A 22765-nucleotide genomic window follows, 5' to 3' on the forward strand; every position below is an offset into this window, starting at 1 on the left:
GAAATAATTCTGTGGACTAGAGCAGAAACCGTGCCTCCAGAAGGCTTGAATGTCTTATGTAGAAAGGGATTGATGGGAAGAAGAGTATTTTGGGGATAAACTCTAATTACAACCGATTCGGAAGAAGATCAAATTTAAAATGGAAGGAAAGATGACTAACATATACAATATACTTATAGTAAAAGTCCCATACGGTTTTTGACGCTGTTTTGGTCTAGGATGCATCTTCCAAGGTAGCTTCCTATTAAATAACTCTACTTGAGCAAAAATAGATACAAAAAATCCCAAGCGAAGATACGTACCTTAGACAAGGGCACAAGTCTCGCTACGTCACTTCGTTCCTAGTCTCGCTTTGTACGGCTGTAGCGTCCTTTGTTGCTTTTGTGGGCAGTCGCGGAAGACGTACATATCAAGCGGATTTTGCACGAAATGTTAGTGAATTTGTTCATCGGGAGTAATAATGCAAGAGTTTGCTAGTCGGTAAGGTTTTGTTTTAACAGCCCTTCTTTGTACTCATTTGACAAAAAGGAGCAATGGGAATGCAAACTTTGTATTGGATTCACATCGTGTTGTTTGTGTTGTTGACAGCAACAGTTCTCTTCTTATTTGGCAGAATTGTATATACCCGGTACCGCTACATCTTACTTGGAAAAAAGGTAGAATGGGAATGGAATTTTGCTGGTGCGTGGGGTTATATTTTTGGTCAAAAGAAACTGTTAAAAGATAAGAAAAGCGGCTGGATGCATGTGGTTATGTTTTACGGGTTTATCCTCATTCAATTTGGGGCAATCGATTTATTTATCAAAGGATTGTTTCCGGGAAATCATCTGCCTATCCCCTATTATTCGGCATTTCAATTTTTAGAAGAAGTCACTGTTTTCCTTGTGTTCCTTGCTACTGGATATGCTTACTATCGTCGCTATGTAGAGAAACTTCCAAGACTGAAGAGGGGTTTCCGCTCAGGTTTGGTCATTTTGTTCCTCACTTCCCTGCTCTTGTCCATCATTTGGTCTTCTGCGTTTGAAAAAGTTTGGCTGGAAGAAAGTCTTACTTGGACTGCTCCGTTATCTTCTGCAATCGCTTACTTTTTTATCGGTTGGATGACACCAGCGGCAGGCAGTGTCTTGTTTTATATCGGCTGGTGGATGCATGCTATTGTTTTGTTCAGTTTTTTACTCTATGTTCCTCAGTCCAAGCATTTCCATCTCTTTGTTGCACCGCTGAATGTGGTATTGCGAAGGGATCGTTCCCAGCTGTCTTTGATCGATTTTGAAGATGAGTCTGCGGAGACATTTGGTGCGGGGAAAATCGAAGACTTTGCTCAAACTCAGTTGATCGATCTATATGCATGTGTAGAATGCGGCCGGTGCACGTCTGTTTGTCCGGCATCTGGAACAGGAAAGATGTTATCGCCGATGGATTTGATCGTGAAGATGCGCAATCATTTGACAGCCAAAGGAGCAGCGATCACTTCCACCACTCCGTGGATGCCTGCATTTGCGTTTGCCACTGAAGCTGCTGCGACAACTCAAAGCAAAGATGTATCACTTATAGGCGATGTCATAACACCTCAAGAATTATGGGCTTGCACCACTTGTCGCAACTGTGAGGATGCCTGTCCTGTGATGAATGAACATGTCGATAAAATTATCGATATGCGCCGATACTTGGTTTTAACGGAAGGGAGCATTCGCCCGGAAGCTTCAAGAACGCTCACTAACATTGAACGGCAAGGCAACCCATGGGGACTCAGCAAAAAAGAACGGGCGAACTGGGCGTCTGAAAGTACCGTACAAGTGCCAACTGTTAAAGAAAATCCGACTTTTGAATATCTGTTTTTTGTCGGCTCGATGGGTTCCTATGATATGAGAACAAAACGAGTAACCCAAGCTGTGGCAGAATTGCTGACTCATGCAGGAATCTCGTTTGCTATCCTTGGAAATCAAGAGAAAAACTCCGGAGATACCCCAAGGCGCTTGGGCAATGAATTTTTGTTCCAACAGCAAGCAGCAGCAAATATCGAGAAGTTTCAAAAACACCAAGTGAAGAAGATCATCACCGCTGACCCTCATGCTTTTAACTTATTTAAACATGAGTATAAAGACCTAGGCTGGGAAGGCGAAGTCATCCATCATACGCAGCTGTTAGCTCAGTTAGTGAGAGAAGAGAAACTCATCCCTCGTAAAACCATCTCTGAGCGCATCACCTACCATGATTCTTGTTACTTAGGAAGGTACAATGAGGAATACGAAGCACCTCGCTACATCTTAAAACAGATTCCTGGAGTAGAATTGGTAGAGATGGAGCGGAATCGGGAAAATGCCATGTGCTGCGGTGCTGGCGGCGGGATGATGTGGTTAGAGGAGACAGAAGGAAAACGGGTGAATCTTGCTAGAACGGAGCAAGCTTTGGAAGTATCTCCAACTATCATCAGCAGTGCTTGTCCTTATTGCTTGACGATGCTATCCGATGGAACAAAAGCGATGGAAGTAGAAGAACAGGTACAAACTTTTGATGTCGCAGAGCTGTTGGCACAGTCAGTGTTATAAAGGAAAAATGGAAGCAGAAATAGTTTTGGATCTTATAAAAAAAGAAGCTGAGTTATCCCAAGTGGATAAGCGATAAGAATAAACAAAGTCCTTGCTAAAAAGTAAGGACTTTTATACTTTTGAATAGCATAGTATATAAATTGTTAGATACATAGTGTGAAATTTGGTGAAGAGGTGAAAATGGATGGAGGATCTTCGATATCCTATAGGAAAGTTTCAAAAACCAGCAACGTTTACATCAGAGCTGCGTGAACAATTTATTCAAACAATTGAAAACCTTCCTGCATCATTGCGGAATGCAGTAGAAGGTTTAACAGAGGAACAACTCGATACTCCTTATCGAGAAGGAGGTTGGACTGTTCGACAGGTTGTTCACCATCTGGCAGACAGCCATTTGAATAGTTACACCCGATCTCGTCTTGTATTGACGGAGGAATCTCCTGCCATTCGCACCTATGACGAAGGGAAGTGGGCAGAGCTTCCTGATGCGAAGCATGCTCCGATCTCCAGTTCACTTGCTATTTTAGATGGCTCACATCACCGTTGGTCAATCTTGCTGCGTTCTTTTTCGTCTTCTGATTGGGAAAAGGTCTTTATTCATCCAGAGCTTGGACCATTGAATCTCGATATCGCAACAGCAGTCTATGCTTGGCATAGTGAGCATCATGTCGCACATATTACGTCGCTTCGCGAGCGAAAAGGCTGGTAGTTTTATAGATGGATATAAAATAAATAAAACAGCTCCACAAAAAAGGAGCTGTTTTCTATGGTTTCCTGCATTATATTCACTGCCGGCCATAGTTCACTATGGCCGGCTGCGATCCACAAGGGATATCCCGATCAGGTCAGCAGTGCTGAGAACGGGATCACGGCGGTCACTGGGTGACCAGCGTCTTCCTCGGCTCGATCGCCGCGACGCGCTTCCAGATCTGCCACACGATGATGCCGGCGATGACCGCCGTCGCCGGGATCGTGATGATCAGCATCCAGGCGTAGCCGGAAGCCGTGATCAGCGGTGTCGTGAGACACGGCATCACGAAGGCGATCAGGAAGGTCAGCCTGGTCCGCCCGCGGTAGTTGTTGGGGTTCTTTCCCTTCAGGGTCGAACGCCGGAACAGGAAGTTCGCGAGGGAGACCAGCATGATCATGCCGAGAAGGTCCAGAAGTGCCAGCACACCGATCACCGTAGACGCGAGGTTGAACCAGTTCATATTCCCTCCCGGGAAACTAGGTGGATCACGAATACTTGCTTACTCTGATTATATCATTGTGAGTGTGAAAATCCATGATTTAAATCGTGGGATGAAAGTGAGTGTTGGACGAGGGGAAGGAATTTTCTTTCATCAGTCCATTTTTTGAAAAAAGTAAATTCACAAACAAACATTCCTATGATGGAAATATAGGTATAGTCGCAGCAGACGAAAACCAAGTTGTTCGCGGCAATTAAGAAATCAATATACGTAAACCGTGGGGCACACGGAGTTAGCTTGGTAATGAAGTAGTCATGAGGCTATCGTTTCAAGAATCCAACGTTTTTAGCCGTGTGGAGTTGTCAAAGTATGGAGTTCACCCATTGATAAATAAATGTGAAATAATTGAATCGCACTGCGAGGGTGATTTCTCTAAAGGTATATTTGGATATAACAAAAACCAGCTCCCAAACGATGAGAGCTGGTTTTATCTATGTGTTGGATCATTAAATTTCACGCCGGCCGTACGATTGTGCTGTACGGTCGGTGTGATCCTTCCTTGTGGATGTCAGTTGGCTGTGGTCGCCGGAGCGGTTTGAGCCTACTAGACGGTCGGGGGGTTCTTGGGCATCGGCGGGATCACGGTCTGAGCCTGCGCCGGCGGCACCTGAGTGGGCTGGGCCTGCTGGTGCAAGTTCTCCTTCGTCCCGCGGTACTGCTCGCCGAGCCAGCCGGCGAACTTGATGAGACGCTCCTGGAAGGTGATCGGGGACTTCTTCGGGTCCGAGGACTCCTCCTGGTTCGGGGACTTCTTCAAGATACCCCAGAACTTCATGAGCCGGCACTGCACGAAGTACGTGCCGATCAGGGTTCCGACGAGCACGAGCAAGTCGGGTACCCCGATCATGCGGGCGATGGTCGGTACGACGACGATGAGGAGCCAGATGAGGAAGCCCGCGCCGATCCACTTCCAGATGCGGGGCCGCAGGTTCGACTTCCTGGCGTACCGGATGTTGAGGATTTCGAGGTACAGCCAGAGAGCCTGCACGATGAGGCTGGTCAGAGCCACGATGAGAGCCACGAGATTCCCCTTTCAAGGGAAGGATCACGAATACGTACTTTTATTATAGTATGACTTCGCACTAGTTGACAATCGGTAATAATCAGAATTGGAAATGTTTCCTTTTTCCAAATAAGTTGACTCACGAATTAGAGTCAAAGGATTATTTAGAAACAAAATGAAACCAGCTTCTAATGAGTAGAAGCTGGTTTCTCTATATATTCTTACATGATATTTTCACGGCCGACTACACACTTTGGTAGCATGTAGTCAGCTGTGATCCACCCCTCCTGTGGAATCTCAGGGCTTTTTGAAGCCGAGGAAACTCCGGTCTCCACCACGGTTGTCGGTGACCTTGACAGCATCCGATTCGGGAGCAGCTGGCGCAGGAACCACCGGCATAGGAACAGTCGGTGCAGAAGCAGCCGGCATAGGAACAGTCGGTGCAGAAGCAGTCGGCATAGGAACAGTCGGTGCAGAAGCAGCCGGCATAGGAACAGTCGGTGCAGAAGCAGCCAGCCCGGAACAACCGAAGCAGGAGCAGCCCGGTACGGGAACAGCCGGCGCAGAAGCAGCCGGTGCCTTGTTCAGAGACACCGGCTTCGCCGTTGTCTTCTTGGCGATCAAATCCATCAGATCCCTCGCGACCGCGATGATCCAGTCGGTGAGGCCCCAGAAATATTCGATGCCCCACCTGATCTTGGTGACGAACACCTCGATGGCGCCGACAGCGACGAAGAAGAGGAACAGAGCCCAGATCGGGGCGTCCACCAGGTACAGCAGACCGTAGGTGATCGGCCAGATGAAGGCAAGAACGATGCCTTGATTGCGCTTACGAAGCCGCTCGGACTTGTAGAGACCGTTCCTCTGCTCGGAACGGTAGATCTCGTGAACGATGCTGACGGTCATGCCCAGCACGTACAGAAAAATCATTTCAAACTCCCAGGAGGTCGTGGATCACGTTGGTGTACTTCTATTATATGATGATTGCCCCTTTTTTTCCAATTGAAAGCCATTTTATCTCCACTGCTTATTTACACAATAAAAACCAGCTGCCATTGTGCTGGAGCTGGCTTATCTATATGTTCATGCTTTTTTTTCGGGGTCGGCTGTGTGTTAGGTTCACACACAGCCGACGGGTGATCTACTTCTCTTCGATCAGTGGTGGTCGTGGTGGTGGTCGTCTGTCACCTCGTATTCGACATAGTCAACAGAACGCCGAAGACGACGCATCTCCTTCAGGAACTCCTCCTGCAGTTCTTCTGGACTCAGCTTTTTCTTTTTCTTTGGCTTTGCAGGGGGGAAGAAGTACGGCGGGGGCTTGGGAGTCCTGGGCTTTCCCCTCAAGATGAATCCCAGTACCACCGCTGCTAGAGGAGCAAAGAACCATCGTGCCCCCATCGCGCCGTCTTTCGCTTCGATGAAACCGATGCCGATAAAGGTGAAGACGATGCAGGCGAAGATGCGCAGCCCGCTCACTTCGAGTTCCTTTATCACATTGATTCGGTAAGTTTTCCAAGCGATGAAGACCAGCAAGATGGCAAGGTTGATCCATACCATAGGATGTATATCAGGCGACATATCTCCTCCCGAAGTTTGTAGATCGCCTCTGTCTCTCTTTATTATAAGAAATATCCATAAGTTTGCCAAATGATCTATACAAGTTACACTTCCGATGCTATTTGCTCTTTTGCTGTTTTATTTTTCACGTTAACGACGACAATCCCCAAACAGACGAGGATTAAGCCGATAAACGTATACAAATTCAGCTTTTCCGCTAACAGGAAAGATGAGTAAAAAACGCCGAAAACCGGGATGAGAAACAAAAAGATCGATGCCTTACTCACAGGATGATAGCGAAGTAAAATATTCCAAAAAAACGTACCGATGACTGCTACTAATGCTAAAAAAACAAAAGTAGTTCCGGATTGGAGATCAAAGTGAAAAGGAACCAGACCTGTTTTCCAAATTCCTATGCCAATGAGACAGAGGGAACCAATAAATAGTTGATAAAAGGTAATAACACCGATGTCATATCTTTTCGACTCATGGCGTGCTAATAGATTGCCGGCAGCTCCTGCTAGATTGGCTAAAAGCAGCAGTATTTCTCCAGCCCCAAAGCCAACTCCGGAAGAGATAGAGTGGAGGCTGACGACAAAAATTCCGAGGAAACCTATAGCTACTCCAGCTATTTTTCGCAAAGTTAACCGATCATCTGCATCAATAAAATGGGCTATTAAAATTTGAAACAAGGAAGCAGTACCAGTGAGAATGACCGTGACCATGCTGGAAGAGATACTTACCCCAACATAAAAAAAGAGATACTGCAAAAAGTTTTGGATAAATCCTACTTTGCTCAAATGCCGGAAAGCAGCTGGAGTAAAGATTTTTTCTTTTTTTGTAACTCTTAAAATGACATAGAGAATGACAGCAGATAATAGAAAGCGATAACCTGCAAATAAAAATTCTTTGCTATATTCGTTTGGGCTGATCGATAACCATGTATAACTCAACTTGATAAAGGGAGCAGGACTCCCCCATAATAGCGTGACCGCCAGAATGGTGATCAAAAATCCCATCGGTCGGGTAACAAATTTCTGCACGTTCTTCTTTCCTTCCAATGTAGGTTCTATTTTTATTTTAGTGGATGTATGGATTTTTTGCTTATACAAAAGTTGGTAAGTCTTGGTTCTTAAGAGAATATAGGATTCTAGTAAAGGAAGTAGAATTCGCAAGGAAGATATAATAAAAATATTCCAACCGACATAAAAATGAAGGAAACCATATGTTACTTTTGATGATTTGATGGAATTGTAAATGCTTCTTCGATAAGGTATCCTTAATATTGATAACGTTTTCATTTCACTGGAAACACAGCTATTTCTATCTGTTGGAGGTGGGAGTCGTGAGTGAAGTAGTGATCTTAGAAGGAGCTCGAACACCGATTGGAAAATTGGGCGGTGCTCTTCATACGATCCCTGCGGTAGAGCTTGGGGCTGTTGCGATCAAAGAGGCACTGGTGCGAGCTGGTGTTTCTACTGATTTAGTAGAAGAAGTGTTAATGGGGATGGTATTACAGGGTGGAGCAGGACAAATCCCATCTCGCCAAGCAGCACATCTCGCTGGTATCCCTTGGCATGTTCCGACAGAAACGATCAATAAAGTCTGTGCCTCAGGAATTCGCAGTGTGACACTGGCAGAGCAGATTATCCGCTCAGGAGGAAGCCAGTTAATCGTTGCCGGCGGCATGGAGAGCATGAGCAATGCCCCCTATATCCTGCCCAAAGCGAGATTTGGACAGCGAATGGGTCATGGGCAGCTGCTTGATTTGATGATACATGATGGTTTGTGGTGTGCATTTGAGGATGTGCATATGATTATACATGGAAATACGACGGCGAAAGAATACCAGATTAGTAGAGAAGAACAAGATGCATGGGCAGCTCGCAGTCATCAGTTAGCAGCGAGAGCGGTCAATGTTGGAGGGATGGCAGAAGAAATCACAGCGGTAGAGGTGAAAAACCGCAAATCTACGACGTTGGTAATAACAGATGAATCAATTCGCAGTGATACCAGCAGCGAAAAATTAGCAGCACTTTCAGCCGCTTTTGCAGCAGATGGAACGATTACAGCTGGAAATGCTCCAGGAGTCAATGATGGCGCTGCGGCGATGGTTGTCAGTTCACGGGCAAAAGCAGAGGAACTCGGGGTAAATGCGCTTGCTGCGATTTTAGGGCATGCTACAGTTGCGATGGAACCGGAGCGTTTCCCAGTCACTCCAGCCTATGCGATCCAGAAACTTTTACACCAGCACCACTTAGATGTAAAAGATATCGATTTATTTGAAGTAAATGAAGCATTTGCCGTTGTCCCTTTAGCGACGGGGAAAATACTCGAATGGGATGATTCAAAAGTAAATGTGAACGGTGGAGCTGTAGCACTTGGACATCCAATCGGTGCAAGTGGTGCCCGAATTTTACTTACTTTGGCATATGAATTGCGTCGCCGTGGAGGAGGACTTGGAGTAGCGGCAATTTGCAGCGGCGCAGGACAAGGAGATGCAGTGTTAATCGAAGTGAAGTGATGATGGAGGGATCGAGATGGAACGAATAGCGGTGATCGGTGCTGGACAAATGGGCAGTGGTATAGCAGAAGTCTCGATTCGAGCTGGTTATACAGTCATTTTGATCGATCAATCAGATGATTGGTTAGAAAAAGGTGTCAAGAAAATCACGCGAAATTTTGATCGGCAAATCGTCAAAGAGAGATTGACTGTCGCAGAAAAAACTACGTGCTTGAACCGTCTCCAAACGACAACGGATTTGCGTCTTGTAAGGGATGCTGATCTGATCATTGAAGCGATTGTCGAACAAAAACAGGCAAAAGAAGAGCTGTTTGCTAAGTTGGATCAATTGGCCCCCCCTTCTACTATTTTTGCAAGTAACACCTCCTCTCTTCCCATAACGGCGTTAGCTGCTGCGACAAATCGAGCTGACCGCGTCATTGGGATGCACTTTATGAATCCTGTTCCTGTTATGAAATTGGTTGAAGTGATTCGGGGTCTGGCCACAAGTGAAGAAACATATCAGGCTGTCCTAAGCGTTGCTGTAAAATTGGGGAAAAAAGCGGTAGAAGTCAATGATTTCCCCGGTTTTATTTCCAATCGAATATTGATGCCGATGATAAATGAAGCAATCTATGCTGTTTATGAAGGGGTAGCAGCACCAGAAGCAGTTGATGATGTGATGAAACTGGGGATGAATCATCCGATGGGTCCCTTAGAGTTAGCTGATTTTATCGGTTTGGACACATGTCTTTCGATCATGGAAACATTACACGATGGTTTTGCAGACAGCAAATATCGTCCTTGTCCCTTACTAAAAAAGTATGTAGCAGCAGGGTGGTTAGGCCGAAAGAGCAAACGGGGATTTTATGATTACAGGGGGGCAGAGTGATGGAGTTTACGTTTACAGATGAACAAACGATGATGCGAAAGTTGGTTCGTCAATTTGCGGAACAACACATTCCTCCGCATATCCCCAAAATGGAAGAAGCAGAAGTATTTCCGCTTGAAGTCATTCAAAAGATGGGCGAGATGGGTTTTATGGGTATCCCCATCCCAGCTGAAGCAGGCGGAGTTGGAGCAGATTTTATTACCTATATTATTGCCTTAGAGGAACTTTCAAGGGTGAGTGCAACCGTTGGAGTGATATTAGCAGTACACACATCTGTTGCTACGATGCCGATCTTACATTATGGGACAGACGAGCAAAAACAGCGATACTTAAGTGATCTTAGCTGGGGAAGAAAGATTGGTGCATTTGCTTTAACAGAGCCGCAGGCAGGTTCTGATGCCAGTAAGATTCAAACGCGGGCTGTTAGGGAAAATGATAAATATGTGATAACAGGCAGCAAAGTATTTATTACCAATGCGGAAGCAGCAGATGTATACATTGTCTTTGCTGTTACCGATCCGACCAAAGGTACAAAAGGGATAAGCAGTTTTATTGTCGACAAAGGTACACCCGGTTTTTCCTTTGGCAAGAAAGAAAAAAAGATGGGCTTAAATGGTTCTAATACAGGAGAACTTATTTTTGATCAAGCTCAGGTGCCAGTCAGTCAGTTGTTAGGAGAAGAAGGGCAGGGTTATGAAATCGCTCTCCAGCATCTAGCAGGTGGAAGAATTGGCATAGGAGCGCAAGCGCTTGGTATTGCTCAGAGTGCCTTAGAACACTGTCTGCAATATGTCAAACAACGAGTGCAATTTGGTAAGCCTCTAGCAGACCAGCAAGCGATTCAGTTTAAACTCGCAGACATGGCAACGATGGTGGAAGCTGCAAGATTGATGATTTATCGAGCTGCTTCTTATAAACAACAAGGAGAAGCGTGTCGGAAAGAAGCTTCGATGGCGAAGCTGTATGCTTCTGATGTGGCGATGAAAGTGACGACTGAGGCAGTGCAAATTTTTGGCGGCAATGGTTATATTCGAGATTATCCGATTGAGCGTCTATTCCGTGATGCAAAAGTAACCCAAATCTACGAAGGAACCAATGAAATTCAACGTGTCGTGATAGCGAGCACCTTGACTCAGGAGAGGAGCAGACAAAAATGAATTTCAAATGGGATGACGAACATGAAATGATGCAAAAGATGGTTCGTCAGTTTGCGGAAGAACAAATTGCCCCAACAGCCAGTATTCGTGATGAAGAGGAGCGGTTTGACCGCAGTCTTTTCGATCAGATGGGTGAGTTAGGTCTGACTGGTATTCCGTGGAGTGAGGAGATCGGAGGAGCAGGAAGCGATTTTCTCAGTTATGTGATTGCTGTCGAAGAGTTATCTCGGGTATGTGGATCGATGGGTGTTACTTTATCTGCACATATATCACTTGCCAGTTGGCCACTTTTTGCATATGGTTCTGAATCTCAGAAAGAGCGTTTTCTGCGTCCCTTAGCCGAGGGAAGAAAGCTTGGTGCATATGGGCTGACGGAACCCGGATCAGGTTCGGATGCAGCAGGCATGAAAACGACAGCCACTCGTGTGGGTGATGAATATGTGTTAAATGGAAATAAAATATTTATCACCAATGGGGGAGAAGCAGAAATCTATATCGTCTTCGCTGTCACCGATCCGGCGAAAAGGCATAAAGGGATCAGTGCCTTTATTGTGGAGAAAGGCACACCTGGATTTTCGTTTGGCAAGAAAGAAAAAAAATTAGGGATTCGTTCTTCTCCAACGTTGGAAATTATTCTTGAAGATTGCCGTGTTCCTGCCGATCAGTTATTGGGGGAAGAAGGACAAGGATTTACCATTGCAATGCGTACCCTTGATGGCGGGAGAAATGGAATCGCAGCACAAGCAGTCGGCATCGCTCAAGGGGCATTGGATGCTGCTCTAGCCTATGCAAAAGAGCGCAGGCAATTTGGCAAGACATTGGCAGAACAACAAGCGATTCAGTTTAAACTGGCAGATATGGCGACACAAATTGAAGCTGCAAGACTTTTAACCTATCAAGCTGCATGGTTAGAGAGTAATGGCAAAAGTTATGGGAAAGCCTCTGCGATGGCTAAATTGTTGGCTGGGGACACCGCGATGCAAGTCACAACAGAGGCAGTACAAATATTTGGCGGGTATGGTTATACACGAGAGTACCCAGTAGAGAGAATGATGCGCGACGCAAAGATCACCCAAATCTACGAAGGAACCAATGAGATTCAGCGCATCGTTATCGCAAAATATTTGACAAAGTGATAAAAGGTGGGAAAAAGTTGGAAGATTGGCTGATGCTTCTACGCCAAAAAGATAAACGTACGATCGCGCAAGCGATCACCAAACTAGAAAATCGAGATGAAGAGGCCAAGTCGATGGTAAAAGAGCTCTTACCCTATACGGCAAAAGCTCAAGTCATAGGGATAACAGGTCCTCCTGGGGCTGGAAAAAGTACACTTATTGGCTCACTGCTCGTTCATCTAAGAAAACAGGGACTTACCGTTGGCGTTTTGGCAATCGATCCGACGAGCCCGTTTTCAGGAGGAGCCATCTTAGGAGATCGGATTCGGATGAATCGTCATGCTATGGATGAAGGGATTTATTTGCGAAGTATGGCGAATCGAGGGCGAGTAGGTGGTATTTCGATCCATACCAAAGATTGTGTCCGTGTCCTGGATGCTGCGGGGTTTGATGTCATCTTAATTGAGACCGTTGGTGTCGGCCAGTCGGAGCTTTCCATTATGCACCTTGCAGACACTGTATGTGTGGTACTTCACCCTGGTGCTGGAGATATGATACAAGTTACCAAGGCTGGCGTGATGGAGATCGCTGATGTGTATGTAGTTAACAAAGCAGATCAATCAGGTGCCCCTCGTTTGATCGCTGAGATTGAAGACATGTTGGAGTTAAGCGGAGGGAAAGGAACTTGGATGCCAAGTGTAATTGCGGCAAGCAGCCAGCAAAACCAAGGCATAAGTGCTCTTTGGGAGTGTTTACAAAAACATGACCAATATCTCAAACAGACTGGAGAATGGGAAAAACAGCGATTGGCTCAACTTTACCAAGAAGTAGAGGAAGAATTATTACTGTTGTATGAACAGAGGCGCAAAACGATCATGCAAAAAGAAAGTTTGCGAGGGCGGGTATCTGAACTTGAGAAGGGAGAAACAACACCGCAAGAACTAGCTGAAATGATAGCACAGCAATTATTTGCAAGTGAGAGCGAATAAGGGGCAGTGGAAGGATGTGATTTGGGTATGGAACAAGTCAGACGATTTCCAAAGCATGCAATCCGCTTTATAACTGCTGCAAGTTTATTTGATGGACATGATGCTTCGATCAATTTATTTCGTCGATTGTTGCAATCGTCTGGGGTTGAAGTCATTCACCTCGGGCATAATCGCTCTGTGCAGGAGATTGTGACAGCTGCAATCCAAGAAGACGTTCAAGGTATTGCGCTTTCTTCTTACCAAGGTGGGCATGTTGCCTTTTTTTCCTATTTAATGGATTTGCTTCGGGCAAAAGGGGCAGATCATATTCAAGTATTTGGCGGCGGAGGAGGGGTAATTATCCCTGCTGAAATCGAGGCTTTGGAATCTTATGGTGTAGCAAAGATTTTTTCACCCCAAGATGGTCGACAGCTAGGACTCCAAGGCATGATCAATTGGATGATCGAGGAAACGGATCAACCGATTGTAAGAGGAACGGCTTGGAGTGATCAATCATTATCCGGTGACTATGCTATTTCCCAGGCAATAACGTATGTCGAACAAGGGGGAATAGTCCCAAAAGCGAAGAAACGAGCATTGGTTATTGGGATTACAGGCACCGGTGGAGCAGGAAAGAGCTCGTTGACAGATGAAATCGTCCGTCGGTTTACAGAAGATTTCCCAGATAAAAGTATCGGCATATTATCGATTGACCCATCTAAACAGAAGACAGGCGGGGCACTGCTTGGTGACCGCATCCGGATGAATGCGATTTATCAGCCGCAAATCTTTTTACGTAGTCTAGCTACAAGGCAAGCGCGATCAGAACTAAGCAGTGCGATCGAAGGCGCGATTGATGTATTACAATATGCTGATTTTGATCTCATCCTCGTTGAAACAAGCGGTATTGGTCAAGGAAATGCCGATATTGTACCCATCAGCGATCTTTCGGTTTATGTCATGACTGCTGAATATGGTTCTCCTTCTCAATTAGAAAAGATCGAAATGCTGGATTATGCCGACATCATCGCGATTAATAAAGCGGATCACAAAGGTGCAGAAGATGCTTTACGTGATGTAAAAAAACAAGTCCAGCGAAATCGGGAACAGTTTGATGCTTCTATCGATGAGATGCCTGTATATAGTACGATGGCTAGTCATTTTCACGATCAAGGGGTCAATCGTTTTTATCACGCTTTACTCACGCTTATGAACGAAAAACAACCGGACAAATGGGAATCTACTGCGATTCAACTCGAAAATGTTCAGCGCAAAAGTTCCATTATCCCTCCGGAACGAATGCATTATCTCCGGGAAATCGCCTCTACGATTCGTAAGTATCATCAGGAAGCAGAGGAACAAGCGAATATTGCGACCAAAGTGTATCAACTGGAAGGTGTAAAAAGGTTACTTCCTGATATAGACCAATTAGAACAGAAAAAGCAAGAACTTTGGAATGAGCTGAAGGCGGAAAATCAAACAATGCTTACAGATTGGCCGGCTGTCGTAGAAAAATATAAACGAGAAAACCTTATTTCCAAAGTGAGAAATCGCGAAATTACTACACCTTTGTACACAGAAACCCTTGCAGGAAGTAAAATTCCCAAGGTTTCCCTGCCTGCTTACCGCGATTTAGGGGATTTGCTGCGTTGGTTATCCAGAGAAAATCTCCCTGGGTATTTCCCGTTTACTGCTGGTGTATTTGCCTTAAAACGGCAGGACGAAGACCCAAAAAGGCAGTTTGCTGGTGAAGGGACACCCGAGCGAACCAATCGTCGGTTTCACTACTTATCCAAAAATGATCAGGCCAAACGGTTATCCACTGCTTTTGATAGTGTGACCCTATATGGAGAAGACCCGGCAGAAAGACCAGATATTTATGGAAAAGTAGGAGAATCTGGGGTGAGTATCTGCACATTGGACAATATGCACGCTTTATTTGCTGGTTTTGATTTATGTGCAGTCAATACAAGTGTCTCGATGACCATCAATGGCCCTGCTCCGATCATTCTTGCGATGTATCTCAACACGGCGATCGATCAACAACTCAGGAAATTTCAGCAAGAACATCATCGTGCTCCATCTAGAAAAGAAGAGAAAGCCATCATAACCTCTACCCTGCAAGCAGTTCGAGGTACGGTGCAGGCAGATATTTTAAAAGAAGATCAAGGACAAAATACATGTATCTTCTCAACCGAATTTGCGTTAAAAATGATGGGGGATATGCAAGCGTATTTTATCGAACAGCAGATTCGCAACTACTATTCTGTCAGTATAAGTGGTTATCATATCGCCGAAGCAGGGGCAAATCCGATCACTCAGTTGGCTTTTACTTTATCCAATGCTTTTACTTATGTAGAATACTATTTGAGTAGAGGGATGAAAATCGACGATTTCGCTCCCAATCTGTCCTTTTTCTTTAGTAATGGTTTAGATGCAGAATATGCAGTGATCGGCCGGGTAGCTCGACGAATTTGGGCAGTCACGATGAAACGGCTCTATGAAGCAAATGAACGAAGTCAAAAACTCAAATACCATATTCAAACATCAGGTCGCTCTCTTCATGCACAAGAAATTGATTTTAACGATATTCGGACTACCCTTCAAGCACTTCTAGCACTCTATGATCAATGTAATTCCCTCCATACCAATGCTTATGATGAAGCGATAACAACACCAACGGAAGAATCTGTCCGCAGAGCGATGGCAATTCAACTGATTATTACCAAAGAATTAGGTCTAGCCAAAAATGAAAATCCCCTCCAAGGCTCGTTTATCATCGATGAACTTACCGACCTCGTAGAAGAAGCTGTCTTACAAGAATTTGAGCGGATCAGTGATCGTGGCGGTGTGCTCGGAGCGATGGAAACACAATACCAACGGAGTAAAATTCAAGAAGAATCGATGTTATATGAGATGAAAAAACATAGTGGAGAACTGCCGATTATAGGAGTCAATACATTTGAGAACCCTGAGGTTAAGATTGACAAGATAAAAATGGAATTATCAAGGGCTACAGAAGAAGAGAAGAAGTCGCAAGTAGAGCATGTACTCGCCTTTCAAGCAAAGCACAAGGAGCAAGCAGAAAAAGCACTTATAAGATTAAAAGAAGCAGCAAATCAAAATGGTAATATATTTGCAGAATTAATGGAAACAGTTAAAGTAGCGACACTTGGGCAAATTACCAAAGCACTTTATGAAGTTGGTGGACAGTATCGAAGAAATATGTAAACAAGCGATGACCTGATCTCTGTCCTTGCGGATGGAGATCAGGTCTTTTTGAACGGAAGAGAAGCCAGGACTCCTCGATCCCGCCCAGTGCACCGATCTTTGAGGGATGTAAATGTTCACTTACGCAGTTGTCCTCGTCGACAGGGGGCTACCTAGAGAACAATGTCCTCAAGAACACCTTGAATCCCTTGGCAGAGGCTTCTGCTCTCGGTTTCATCGACATGATCTTGTCCGTGTTCCCGACACCGTGCCAGTCGATGATATGGAAGCGTTGGAACTCGACGCCCCATTTTTTAGCGTCTTCCTCTACAGCTGCCAACAATGCGTCGGCAACCTTCTCTCGGGTCTCCAATGTTCGTACCGAGAGTACCTCTTGTACCTTGGTCATACACAGATGTTCCAGACTCGTTTGAACGTCTTCGATCTCCACCAATGCCTTTCGCGGATCGATGATTTGATACTGGACGCTCGCCCTCACCTCAAACTGAGTGTTATCTCGAAGCAGCACGACCTGAGGGTCATAGATTTTCGTGTGATTGACGAAGATCGTCCTGATGTTGTCGATGACAGGCCATTTCGGGTGGGTGCCGGGCCCAAATATCTTGGTTGAGCCGTCCTTGTTCTCGACGACTTTCCCTGACCGGAACTTTATCCCTATTTTGCCCTGTCGTATGGACTTGAAGCACTGGAAGGCTGGAGCGATGAACCCAATGCTTCCAGCGACGGCCGGGACGATGCTGGTAAGCATGCGCATTTGTTGCTCCCATCTAGAAGCGGGTGACTGTTTGTTTCTTACTTTTAATTTATCATAATTACATAAAATTATATATTTCAGAAAAAGAAAATCTTAGTGATAACCAATAATTAACGGTGTGAATTAGATGAAATAAAAGGAAAAAAGGGAAATTTATATATTTTGAGGAGTAGTGGAATAAGAAACTGGAATAAACGTTGCTGGCAATAAAATCTTTTAATCCATTGTCTGGGTAAAACTATTTCTGCCGACGCTCTAGCTTTACATCTATGAACCTACGTCTAACCCAAAGAAAGCAAATTTTCACTTTCCTATTGTAGTGAAAATTTGCTTTCTTTCCTGATAATTTATAACTTTTCGGATTAAATTGTTGAAATAACCTATGGAATATACTTTAACAACCTAAAGACCTTTCATTGTTTACCGTTCTGTGGTGTGATTATTTTTCCTTGTGCCGTTCCTTCAATGGACTCAACATATGCTGGTGCCACTTCACTTGCAGCGGTTCCCATTACGTTTTCTAAACCTAAGCTCCTTCGGACATTCGAACTCATTCCCTCCAGTGACTCCTTTACCCAGCCTGGATTGACAATATTGACTCGGATTCCTCGCGGCAGCTCTGAAGCCACAGCACGAACGAATCCATTAAGTCCATTGTTCACAAATGCACTTACCGAACTTCCTGGAATCAAGTTCTCGAACATATTGCCACTTGTTAGGGTGATCGACCCTCCATCCAGTAAATGATTGGCAGCACATTGTAAGAGAGCAATTTGTCCCAACACCTTACTTTTCATACCATTTGTGAAATCTTCTTCTGTAATTTGTGCAAATGGTTTCAACGTGCCACTTCCCGCTGTGACTACGATTGCTTCTATGTTAGAAACAGATGCAAAAAGAGTCTCAATCGAGGATGGATCTTCTAAATCTACTTTAATCGTTCCTCTGCGTGACACACGTATTACTTCATATTTTTTCGTTTCAAGAGCATGAGCAACTGCACTACCAATAATCCCAGTTGCTCCAATTACCATTACTGTTTTCATTTCAACCTCCTATGGATTTTTATTTGAGAGCCTCTACAACTTGTGTATCTAAGAGTATCTCTGTAAACCAGTTTGGATAAAGAGATTGAGGACGGGTCAAATGATTAAGTTTTGCGATATCTTCTTCTGTTAATTCTAGTTCTACAACTTTTAAATTATTTGCTAATTGAGAAGTTTTACTAGCTCCGAGCAATACACTGTTCACATGTGATTGGGCCAACAGCCATGCGATGGACACCTGTGCCGCTGTTACTTCATGCTTTTTAGCAATTTCTTGGACGGTATCTAAGACGGTAAAGCCCCATTCTTTATCATGAGGGAGAAGATCAAAGCCACTCAATCTATTATTTGGATCATTTAGATTGTCCCGTGTATACTTGCCACTTAGGAATCCCCCAGCCAATGGACCCCAAACCGTAAGGCCAATTCCACTATTTTGCATGAAAGGTGTAATCTCATGTTCAATATCCCGTCCGATCAAGGAATAGTACATTTGACCGTTTATAAATGTTGCCCATCCACGGTCCTTTTGCATTTGAAATGCTTGTGCAGCCATCCATGCAGGCCAGTTCGAAAAGCCAATATAACGTACCTTTCCTTGGCGGACAAGGTCGTTTAGTGCTTCTAATGTTTCTTCAAGTGGAGTGAATGGATCTGTTTTATGAACGATATACAAATCAATATAGTCCGTGTTTAATCGAGTTAAACTGTCTCCCACAGAATTGAAAATATGCTTGCGGGATAATCCTGTTTGAGTAAGTCCTGAACCAACACGGTTCCCGACTTTCGTAGCAATGATTGTCTCTTTACGACGTGAACGAAGGAGGCGGCCCAACATTTCTTCACTTTGTCCACCAGCATATGCATCTGCTGTATCAAAAAAATTAATGCCTTCATCCAGAGCTTTGTCTACCATTCTTTGCGCTTCTTCTTCTGCTACTTTATATACACTTGGAATATCTCCTGTGCCAAAAGTCATCGCACCAAATGCGAGTTTCGATACGATTAATCCAGATTGTCCGAGTCGAGTATATTTCATTTCTTGTACCTCCATGATTACCTTTTGTTGTGTTAAGCTTATTTTATAGAAAGGTAGTCGTTTATTTCTTGTACAAAACAATCTTGATTTGGTATAAAATGCTCTCTCATTGGAGGTTTTATTTTGCCGAATACTCCTATTATATCTAGCGATGCTTTTGGTTCGTCTTTTATAAAATTGTCTGGTTGGAAAGGTGTATCACCACAAGAAGCATTTGAACCAGCGTTATCCGATCATTTGATCGTTATTCATACCACTCCTAAAGCTGTAAGAGTCTTGGAGAAAGCAGATGGATATCACAAAGAAGGGGTAGCAAAACCAAATGACATCAACATTTTTTCAGCTGGTGACATGTCTTTTTGTAGATGGGAAGAAGATCTTTCTTTTCTCCGACTCGATTTGCCACCTTCGTTGATCAAAAAGGTCTCTGCTGAACTGGAGTTTCCTCTTGGGAGCACTACCATGGATTTCGGAAGGTATATTCGATTAGGTGATGAGCGTGTGGTTCAGTTCGCTCAGTGGTTGTTCGAGGATTTAAAAAATAACAGCCTGGGTGGAAAAATATATACAGATTCGCTTATTCATATGCTGGTTGTTCATTTACTTCATCATTATGGCACAACTTCTAAACAACTGAGATCGAGTCCTCAGCAACTCGCTCACAATCAATTAAACCGTGCCTTAGAATATATACACGAAATGCTAGAGCAAGATATTACTTTAGATGAAATTGCCACAGCTGCAAATATAAGTGCTTCTCATTTAGCACGGCTATTTAAAAAGGCTACAGGGTTCTCGCCGCATCAATATATCATTCGGGAAAGAATACGCAGGGCACAAAAATTGCTACTCACTGGAAAACCTGTTTATGAAGTTGCTGTCTCGCTAGGTTTTAGTGATCAAAGTCATTTACACCGCCATTTCAAACGTATAGTAGGGCTCACCCCACGTGAATTTGTCCTCCAATTCCGATAGTCACCATGTTAATGTTTATTTGATTCTTCCGTTTATAGATTTTTTAACTTCTTTCGTTATGATGGATATCGGACGATTTGCTATAAATTTAGGAAGACAATTTCTTGTAGTAATATTATTTACTGGCATTATTTGAAATCCTATACTGCTAACACGACATAATCGTCGTTTTGTCTTAGTTATTTTATTGCCAGTAATATTTTTTCTAGTTTCTTGTTTCATTGGTCCCTAAACACCATACTCTATAATTCTCTTTTTTTTATGATTTTTTAGTTGACTAATCAACAAAAAAACAGTATGCTTTCTATATAGTTTACTAGTCAACTAATTAGAGAGAGGAGTTACATCAAAACAAGGATTGCAGGTAACAACATAAATAATGGTAGATAAGTCAACAATAAAACGAGATACACACTCTTATTCCAAAACTATTCCTTCATACAGAACAAGGAAGAACTCCACAATCTCACTTGGATTTTTGCCGCAGTTGGCCTGAACAGACAGAAGTCACGGTGCCGGGAATTCATTATCCAATGGAAGATGCACCTGATGAGGTTGGGAAAGCTCTTGCTTCTTGGTTGAAAAGGTTGAAATAAAATCTAGTATGAGAGTGACCAATCGAACCAAAAAAGGAGAAATGAAAAAATGAATCTGAATGGCAAAGTAGCGATTGTAACGGGCGGTGCGCGTGGTATAGGTGCTGCTGTTTCAAAATTACTAGCTCAACGTGGTGCGAAGGTAGTCGTAAACTATTTAAGAAATAAAGAGGCAGCAGAGGAAGTTTTGGCAGACATACGTGCAATTGGTGGTGAGGCAGTCGCTTTTCAAGCGGATGTTCGAAATGAAGAACAGGTCAACGCTCTTGTGTCGTTTGCAAGAGATACGTTTTCCAGTCATATTGATATTCTGGTGAATAATGCAAATATTCCCTTTGTTATGTTGCCATTTTCTGAGATGACTTGGAACGATTTTTCCCAGAAGGTAAATGAAGAACTGAAATCGGCATTTCTTATGACAAAAGCGGTGATATCTTCCATGAGCGAACAAAAATACGGACGAATTATTTATATTTCAGCTGGTTTAGGAAAATATCCGGATTCCGGGATGTTGGCCCATGGAACAGCAAAAGGTGCAGTGGACACGTTTGCCAAATACATTGCCCATGAGTTCGGTCCGATGGGGATTACGGCTAATGTTGTTGCCCCTGGTGCAACGGAAACGGATGCGACAGCCTTTTTACCTGATCAAGTAAAACAAGCAATCAGCAGCTTTACTCCCCTGCGCCGCATCGGGAAGCCCAGTGATATTGCAGGTGTAATTGCATTCCTTGCTAGTGATGACAGCCAATTCGTGACTGGTACGTATACGCCAGTAAATGGTGGATTTGCTATGGAGTAACGAAAATCTGGATGATCAGAAAGGGTGAATGACCAGATGACAATCGCTCGAAGGGAAGTCCTAGTCGATGAATTACTTTCATGGCCTGGAGTAAAGGTTGGACCTCACCGATTTGGCGGAATTGAGTTCCTTTTTGAAGGAAAAGAAATTGGGCATTTGCACGGGGATTATCTGGTTGATCTACTCTTGCCAAAATCTAAACGAGAGGAAGCAGTAGCCGCCAGACTTGCACAACCTCATCACATGTTTCCTGATTCGAATTGGGTATCTATATATTTGAAGTCTGATAAGGATATTATCAAAGCAGTCGAACTTTTGCACTTCAAGTATGAATACCTGATGGAAAAAAGAAATGGTTCCTAATTTTTTAGGTGGCTGTAGTTTTAATTAATTTCATGTATGAATATGAAATGCTGTTGTATTTGAATGAGAGAGCTGTATTTGGCTCTCTTTTTTCTTGTTAACTGAGGAAATTCGTTTTAGGGTGAAATCAATCAATTCATTTTTTGTTTTGAGATGGTGATTATTTAGGATGATGTGAATAGAGGTGGTTGGGTACAATTTTTTAAAGAAATGTGGATATCAAATTTCAAATAGTCGGGTAGAAATATCCTGATGATTTCAGGTAAGATGGGCTTGGAATAAAGTTTCAAAAAGTCCTATCATCTTTCTTTATGAGGATTTATATACATCTAGTTTGACTTGGTTCCCAATTTGGATACAATAGGTGATACGAGCTTTATTTAGAGGGGATGAGCGGAGAATGGCAAATGTAACAGAAAAAATTCGCGAAACGGCTATGGTCGATTTAGCATATGATCACTTGAAATCATTAGGAGAACCTCAACTTTATCGCAATATCTTGGATTCAGTGGGAAATCGAAAGGGGTTTACCAAGCGGGATATCGAGCAATACATCGCTCAACTCTATACGGAGATCAATATTGATGGACGTTTTGTTTGTGTTGGAAGAAGTTTATGGGGTCTAAAACATTGGTATCCAATCGAACAGTCTACAGATTCTGCGATCGTTGCAAATGTGAAAGATGACTACGACGCTGAATTGGATGATGATGACCTATTTGGTTCGGATGACGACGATTTCACCGATGAAATCGACGAATTAGAGAGCGATAACGATTTTGATGATGACGAAGAAGATGTCAATGGTTTTGGAAACGACGAAGAAGAAGAGGAAGAAGAAGAGGAAGAAGAAGAATATTAGAACACGCAAATGCTTTATTGACAAAGCATAGTTCCTTCTATAAAATACTTGTTGGGCTCCACAAGAGCGAATAACTGTGGAAATACGAAACGCCTCTCATACT

The 22765-nt window shown here is 43.7% G+C and carries 20 protein-coding genes; 12 read left to right on the forward strand and 8 right to left on the reverse strand.

What is annotated here, in order from left to right; all coding sequences use genetic code 11:
* Positions 1-539 precede the first annotated feature (539 nt).
* Both AC5WOE_RS10210 and AC5WOE_RS10215 read left to right on the forward strand, forming a co-directional pair.
* A complete protein-coding gene (locus tag AC5WOE_RS10210; RefSeq protein WP_496052543.1) occupies positions 540-2549 on the forward strand; it encodes a (Fe-S)-binding protein in 2010 nt (669 codons plus the stop codon).
* Between the two features lie 184 nt (positions 2550-2733).
* Positions 2734-3258 (forward strand): YfiT family bacillithiol transferase, encoded by a 525-nt coding sequence (locus AC5WOE_RS10215; protein WP_496052544.1) that lies wholly within the window; start codon positions 2734-2736, stop codon positions 3256-3258.
* Between the two features lie 166 nt (positions 3259-3424).
* Here the strand turns inward: AC5WOE_RS10215 and AC5WOE_RS10220 are convergent, their stop codons facing one another.
* The 5 genes from AC5WOE_RS10220 to AC5WOE_RS10240 all read right to left on the reverse strand — a co-directional run bounded on the left by AC5WOE_RS10220 (position 3425) and on the right by AC5WOE_RS10240 (position 7402).
* Positions 3425-3760: a hypothetical protein gene (locus tag AC5WOE_RS10220; RefSeq protein WP_496052545.1), complete on the reverse strand. Its 336-nt coding sequence runs from the start codon at positions 3758-3760 to the stop codon at positions 3425-3427.
* Between the two features lie 583 nt (positions 3761-4343).
* Positions 4344-4820 carry a hypothetical protein gene (locus AC5WOE_RS10225; RefSeq protein ID WP_496050090.1) on the reverse strand — a complete coding sequence of 159 codons (477 nt, stop codon included), beginning with the start codon at positions 4818-4820 and terminating at the stop codon, positions 4344-4346.
* Positions 4821-5099: 279 nt separating this feature from the next.
* Positions 5100-5732 (reverse strand): hypothetical protein, encoded by a 633-nt coding sequence (locus AC5WOE_RS10230; RefSeq protein ID WP_496052546.1) that lies wholly within the window; start codon positions 5730-5732, stop codon positions 5100-5102.
* Positions 5733-5957: 225 nt separating this feature from the next.
* Positions 5958-6380, reverse strand: coding sequence for a hypothetical protein (locus AC5WOE_RS10235; protein WP_496052547.1), 423 nt, complete (start codon positions 6378-6380; stop codon positions 5958-5960).
* Between the two features lie 83 nt (positions 6381-6463).
* Positions 6464-7402: a DMT family transporter gene (locus AC5WOE_RS10240; protein ID WP_496052548.1), complete on the reverse strand. Its 939-nt coding sequence runs from the start codon at positions 7400-7402 to the stop codon at positions 6464-6466.
* Positions 7403-7704: 302 nt separating this feature from the next.
* Here AC5WOE_RS10240 and AC5WOE_RS10245 point away from each other — a divergent pair, with 302 nt between their 5' ends.
* From AC5WOE_RS10245 to icmF, 6 genes are read left to right on the forward strand one after another with little or no spacing between them, the layout of a single operon-like run.
* Complete coding sequence (locus tag AC5WOE_RS10245; RefSeq protein WP_496052549.1) at positions 7705-8883, forward strand: acetyl-CoA C-acetyltransferase; 1179 nt, start codon at positions 7705-7707, stop codon at positions 8881-8883.
* Positions 8884-8893: 10 nt separating this feature from the next.
* Positions 8894-9754: a 3-hydroxybutyryl-CoA dehydrogenase gene (locus AC5WOE_RS10250; protein ID WP_496052674.1), complete on the forward strand. Its 861-nt coding sequence runs from the start codon at positions 8894-8896 to the stop codon at positions 9752-9754.
* Positions 9754-10911 carry an acyl-CoA dehydrogenase gene (locus AC5WOE_RS10255; RefSeq protein ID WP_496052550.1) on the forward strand — a complete coding sequence of 386 codons (1158 nt, stop codon included), beginning with the start codon at positions 9754-9756 and terminating at the stop codon, positions 10909-10911. The genes AC5WOE_RS10250 and AC5WOE_RS10255 overlap by 1 nt, the downstream gene beginning before the upstream one ends.
* Positions 10908-12047, forward strand: coding sequence for an acyl-CoA dehydrogenase (locus AC5WOE_RS10260; RefSeq protein ID WP_496050096.1), 1140 nt, complete (start codon positions 10908-10910; stop codon positions 12045-12047). The genes AC5WOE_RS10255 and AC5WOE_RS10260 overlap by 4 nt, the downstream gene beginning before the upstream one ends.
* 17 nt (positions 12048-12064) lie before the next feature.
* Positions 12065-13015 (forward strand): methylmalonyl Co-A mutase-associated GTPase MeaB, encoded by a 951-nt coding sequence (meaB, locus tag AC5WOE_RS10265; protein WP_496052551.1) that lies wholly within the window; start codon positions 12065-12067, stop codon positions 13013-13015.
* A gap of 27 nt (positions 13016-13042) precedes the next feature.
* Positions 13043-16225, forward strand: coding sequence for a fused isobutyryl-CoA mutase/GTPase IcmF (icmF, locus tag AC5WOE_RS10270; protein ID WP_496052552.1), 3183 nt, complete (start codon positions 13043-13045; stop codon positions 16223-16225).
* Between the two features lie 148 nt (positions 16226-16373).
* Here icmF and AC5WOE_RS10275 read toward each other — a convergent pair whose 3' ends face one another.
* The 3 genes from AC5WOE_RS10275 to AC5WOE_RS10285 form a co-directional block, all read right to left on the reverse strand.
* The gene (locus AC5WOE_RS10275; RefSeq protein ID WP_496050099.1) at positions 16374-16979 is read right to left on the reverse strand and encodes an SPFH domain-containing protein; all 606 of its coding nucleotides are present in this window, start codon (positions 16977-16979) and stop codon (positions 16374-16376) included.
* Between the two features lie 413 nt (positions 16980-17392).
* Positions 17393-18025 carry a short chain dehydrogenase gene (locus tag AC5WOE_RS10280; RefSeq protein ID WP_496052553.1) on the reverse strand — a complete coding sequence of 211 codons (633 nt, stop codon included), beginning with the start codon at positions 18023-18025 and terminating at the stop codon, positions 17393-17395.
* Positions 18026-18044: 19 nt separating this feature from the next.
* On the reverse strand, positions 18045-19064 hold the full coding sequence (locus AC5WOE_RS10285; RefSeq protein WP_496052554.1) for an aldo/keto reductase: 1020 nt from the start codon (positions 19062-19064) through the stop codon (positions 18045-18047).
* 123 nt (positions 19065-19187) lie between these two features.
* Here AC5WOE_RS10285 and AC5WOE_RS10290 point away from each other — a divergent pair, with 123 nt between their 5' ends.
* The 4 genes from AC5WOE_RS10290 to rpoE all read left to right on the forward strand — a co-directional run bounded on the left by AC5WOE_RS10290 (position 19188) and on the right by rpoE (position 22662).
* On the forward strand, positions 19188-20039 hold the full coding sequence (locus AC5WOE_RS10290) for a helix-turn-helix domain-containing protein (protein ID WP_496050102.1): 852 nt from the start codon (positions 19188-19190) through the stop codon (positions 20037-20039).
* 645 nt (positions 20040-20684) lie between these two features.
* Positions 20685-21437 (forward strand): SDR family NAD(P)-dependent oxidoreductase, encoded by a 753-nt coding sequence (locus tag AC5WOE_RS10295; RefSeq protein WP_496050103.1) that lies wholly within the window; start codon positions 20685-20687, stop codon positions 21435-21437.
* Positions 21438-21473: 36 nt separating this feature from the next.
* A complete protein-coding gene (locus AC5WOE_RS10300) occupies positions 21474-21800 on the forward strand; it encodes a luciferase domain-containing protein (RefSeq protein ID WP_496050104.1) in 327 nt (108 codons plus the stop codon).
* 400 nt (positions 21801-22200) lie between these two features.
* Entirely contained in the window at positions 22201-22662 is a 462-nt protein-coding gene (gene rpoE / locus AC5WOE_RS10305) for a DNA-directed RNA polymerase subunit delta (protein WP_496050105.1), read from the forward strand.
* Positions 22663-22765 lie beyond the last annotated feature (103 nt).

It is taken from the genome of Shimazuella sp. NTD248, assembly GCF_059510395.1.

What these genes read in the sequence shown, in the direction of transcription:
- AC5WOE_RS10235 (WP_496052547.1), bottom strand. Translation starts at nt 6,380, where the DNA reads ATGTCGCCTGATATACATCCTATGGTATGGATCAACCTTGCCATCTTG.
- AC5WOE_RS10295 (WP_496050103.1), top strand. Translation starts at nt 20,685, where the DNA reads ATGAATCTGAATGGCAAAGTAGCGATTGTAACGGGCGGTGCGCGTGGT.
- AC5WOE_RS10210 (WP_496052543.1), top strand. Translation starts at nt 540, where the DNA reads ATGCAAACTTTGTATTGGATTCACATCGTGTTGTTTGTGTTGTTGACA.
- AC5WOE_RS10220 (WP_496052545.1), bottom strand. Translation starts at nt 3,760, where the DNA reads ATGAACTGGTTCAACCTCGCGTCTACGGTGATCGGTGTGCTGGCACTT.
- AC5WOE_RS10300 (WP_496050104.1), top strand. Translation starts at nt 21,474, where the DNA reads ATGACAATCGCTCGAAGGGAAGTCCTAGTCGATGAATTACTTTCATGG.
- AC5WOE_RS10230 (WP_496052546.1), bottom strand. Translation starts at nt 5,732, where the DNA reads ATGATTTTTCTGTACGTGCTGGGCATGACCGTCAGCATCGTTCACGAG.
- rpoE (WP_496050105.1), top strand. Translation starts at nt 22,201, where the DNA reads ATGGCAAATGTAACAGAAAAAATTCGCGAAACGGCTATGGTCGATTTA.
- AC5WOE_RS10285 (WP_496052554.1), bottom strand. Translation starts at nt 19,064, where the DNA reads ATGAAATATACTCGACTCGGACAATCTGGATTAATCGTATCGAAACTC.
- AC5WOE_RS10260 (WP_496050096.1), top strand. Translation starts at nt 10,908, where the DNA reads ATGAATTTCAAATGGGATGACGAACATGAAATGATGCAAAAGATGGTT.
- AC5WOE_RS10215 (WP_496052544.1), top strand. Translation starts at nt 2,734, where the DNA reads ATGGAGGATCTTCGATATCCTATAGGAAAGTTTCAAAAACCAGCAACG.
- AC5WOE_RS10275 (WP_496050099.1), bottom strand. Translation starts at nt 16,979, where the DNA reads ATGCGCATGCTTACCAGCATCGTCCCGGCCGTCGCTGGAAGCATTGGG.
- AC5WOE_RS10280 (WP_496052553.1), bottom strand. Translation starts at nt 18,025, where the DNA reads ATGAAAACAGTAATGGTAATTGGAGCAACTGGGATTATTGGTAGTGCA.
- AC5WOE_RS10255 (WP_496052550.1), top strand. Translation starts at nt 9,754, where the DNA reads ATGGAGTTTACGTTTACAGATGAACAAACGATGATGCGAAAGTTGGTT.
- icmF (WP_496052552.1), top strand. Translation starts at nt 13,043, where the DNA reads ATGGAACAAGTCAGACGATTTCCAAAGCATGCAATCCGCTTTATAACT.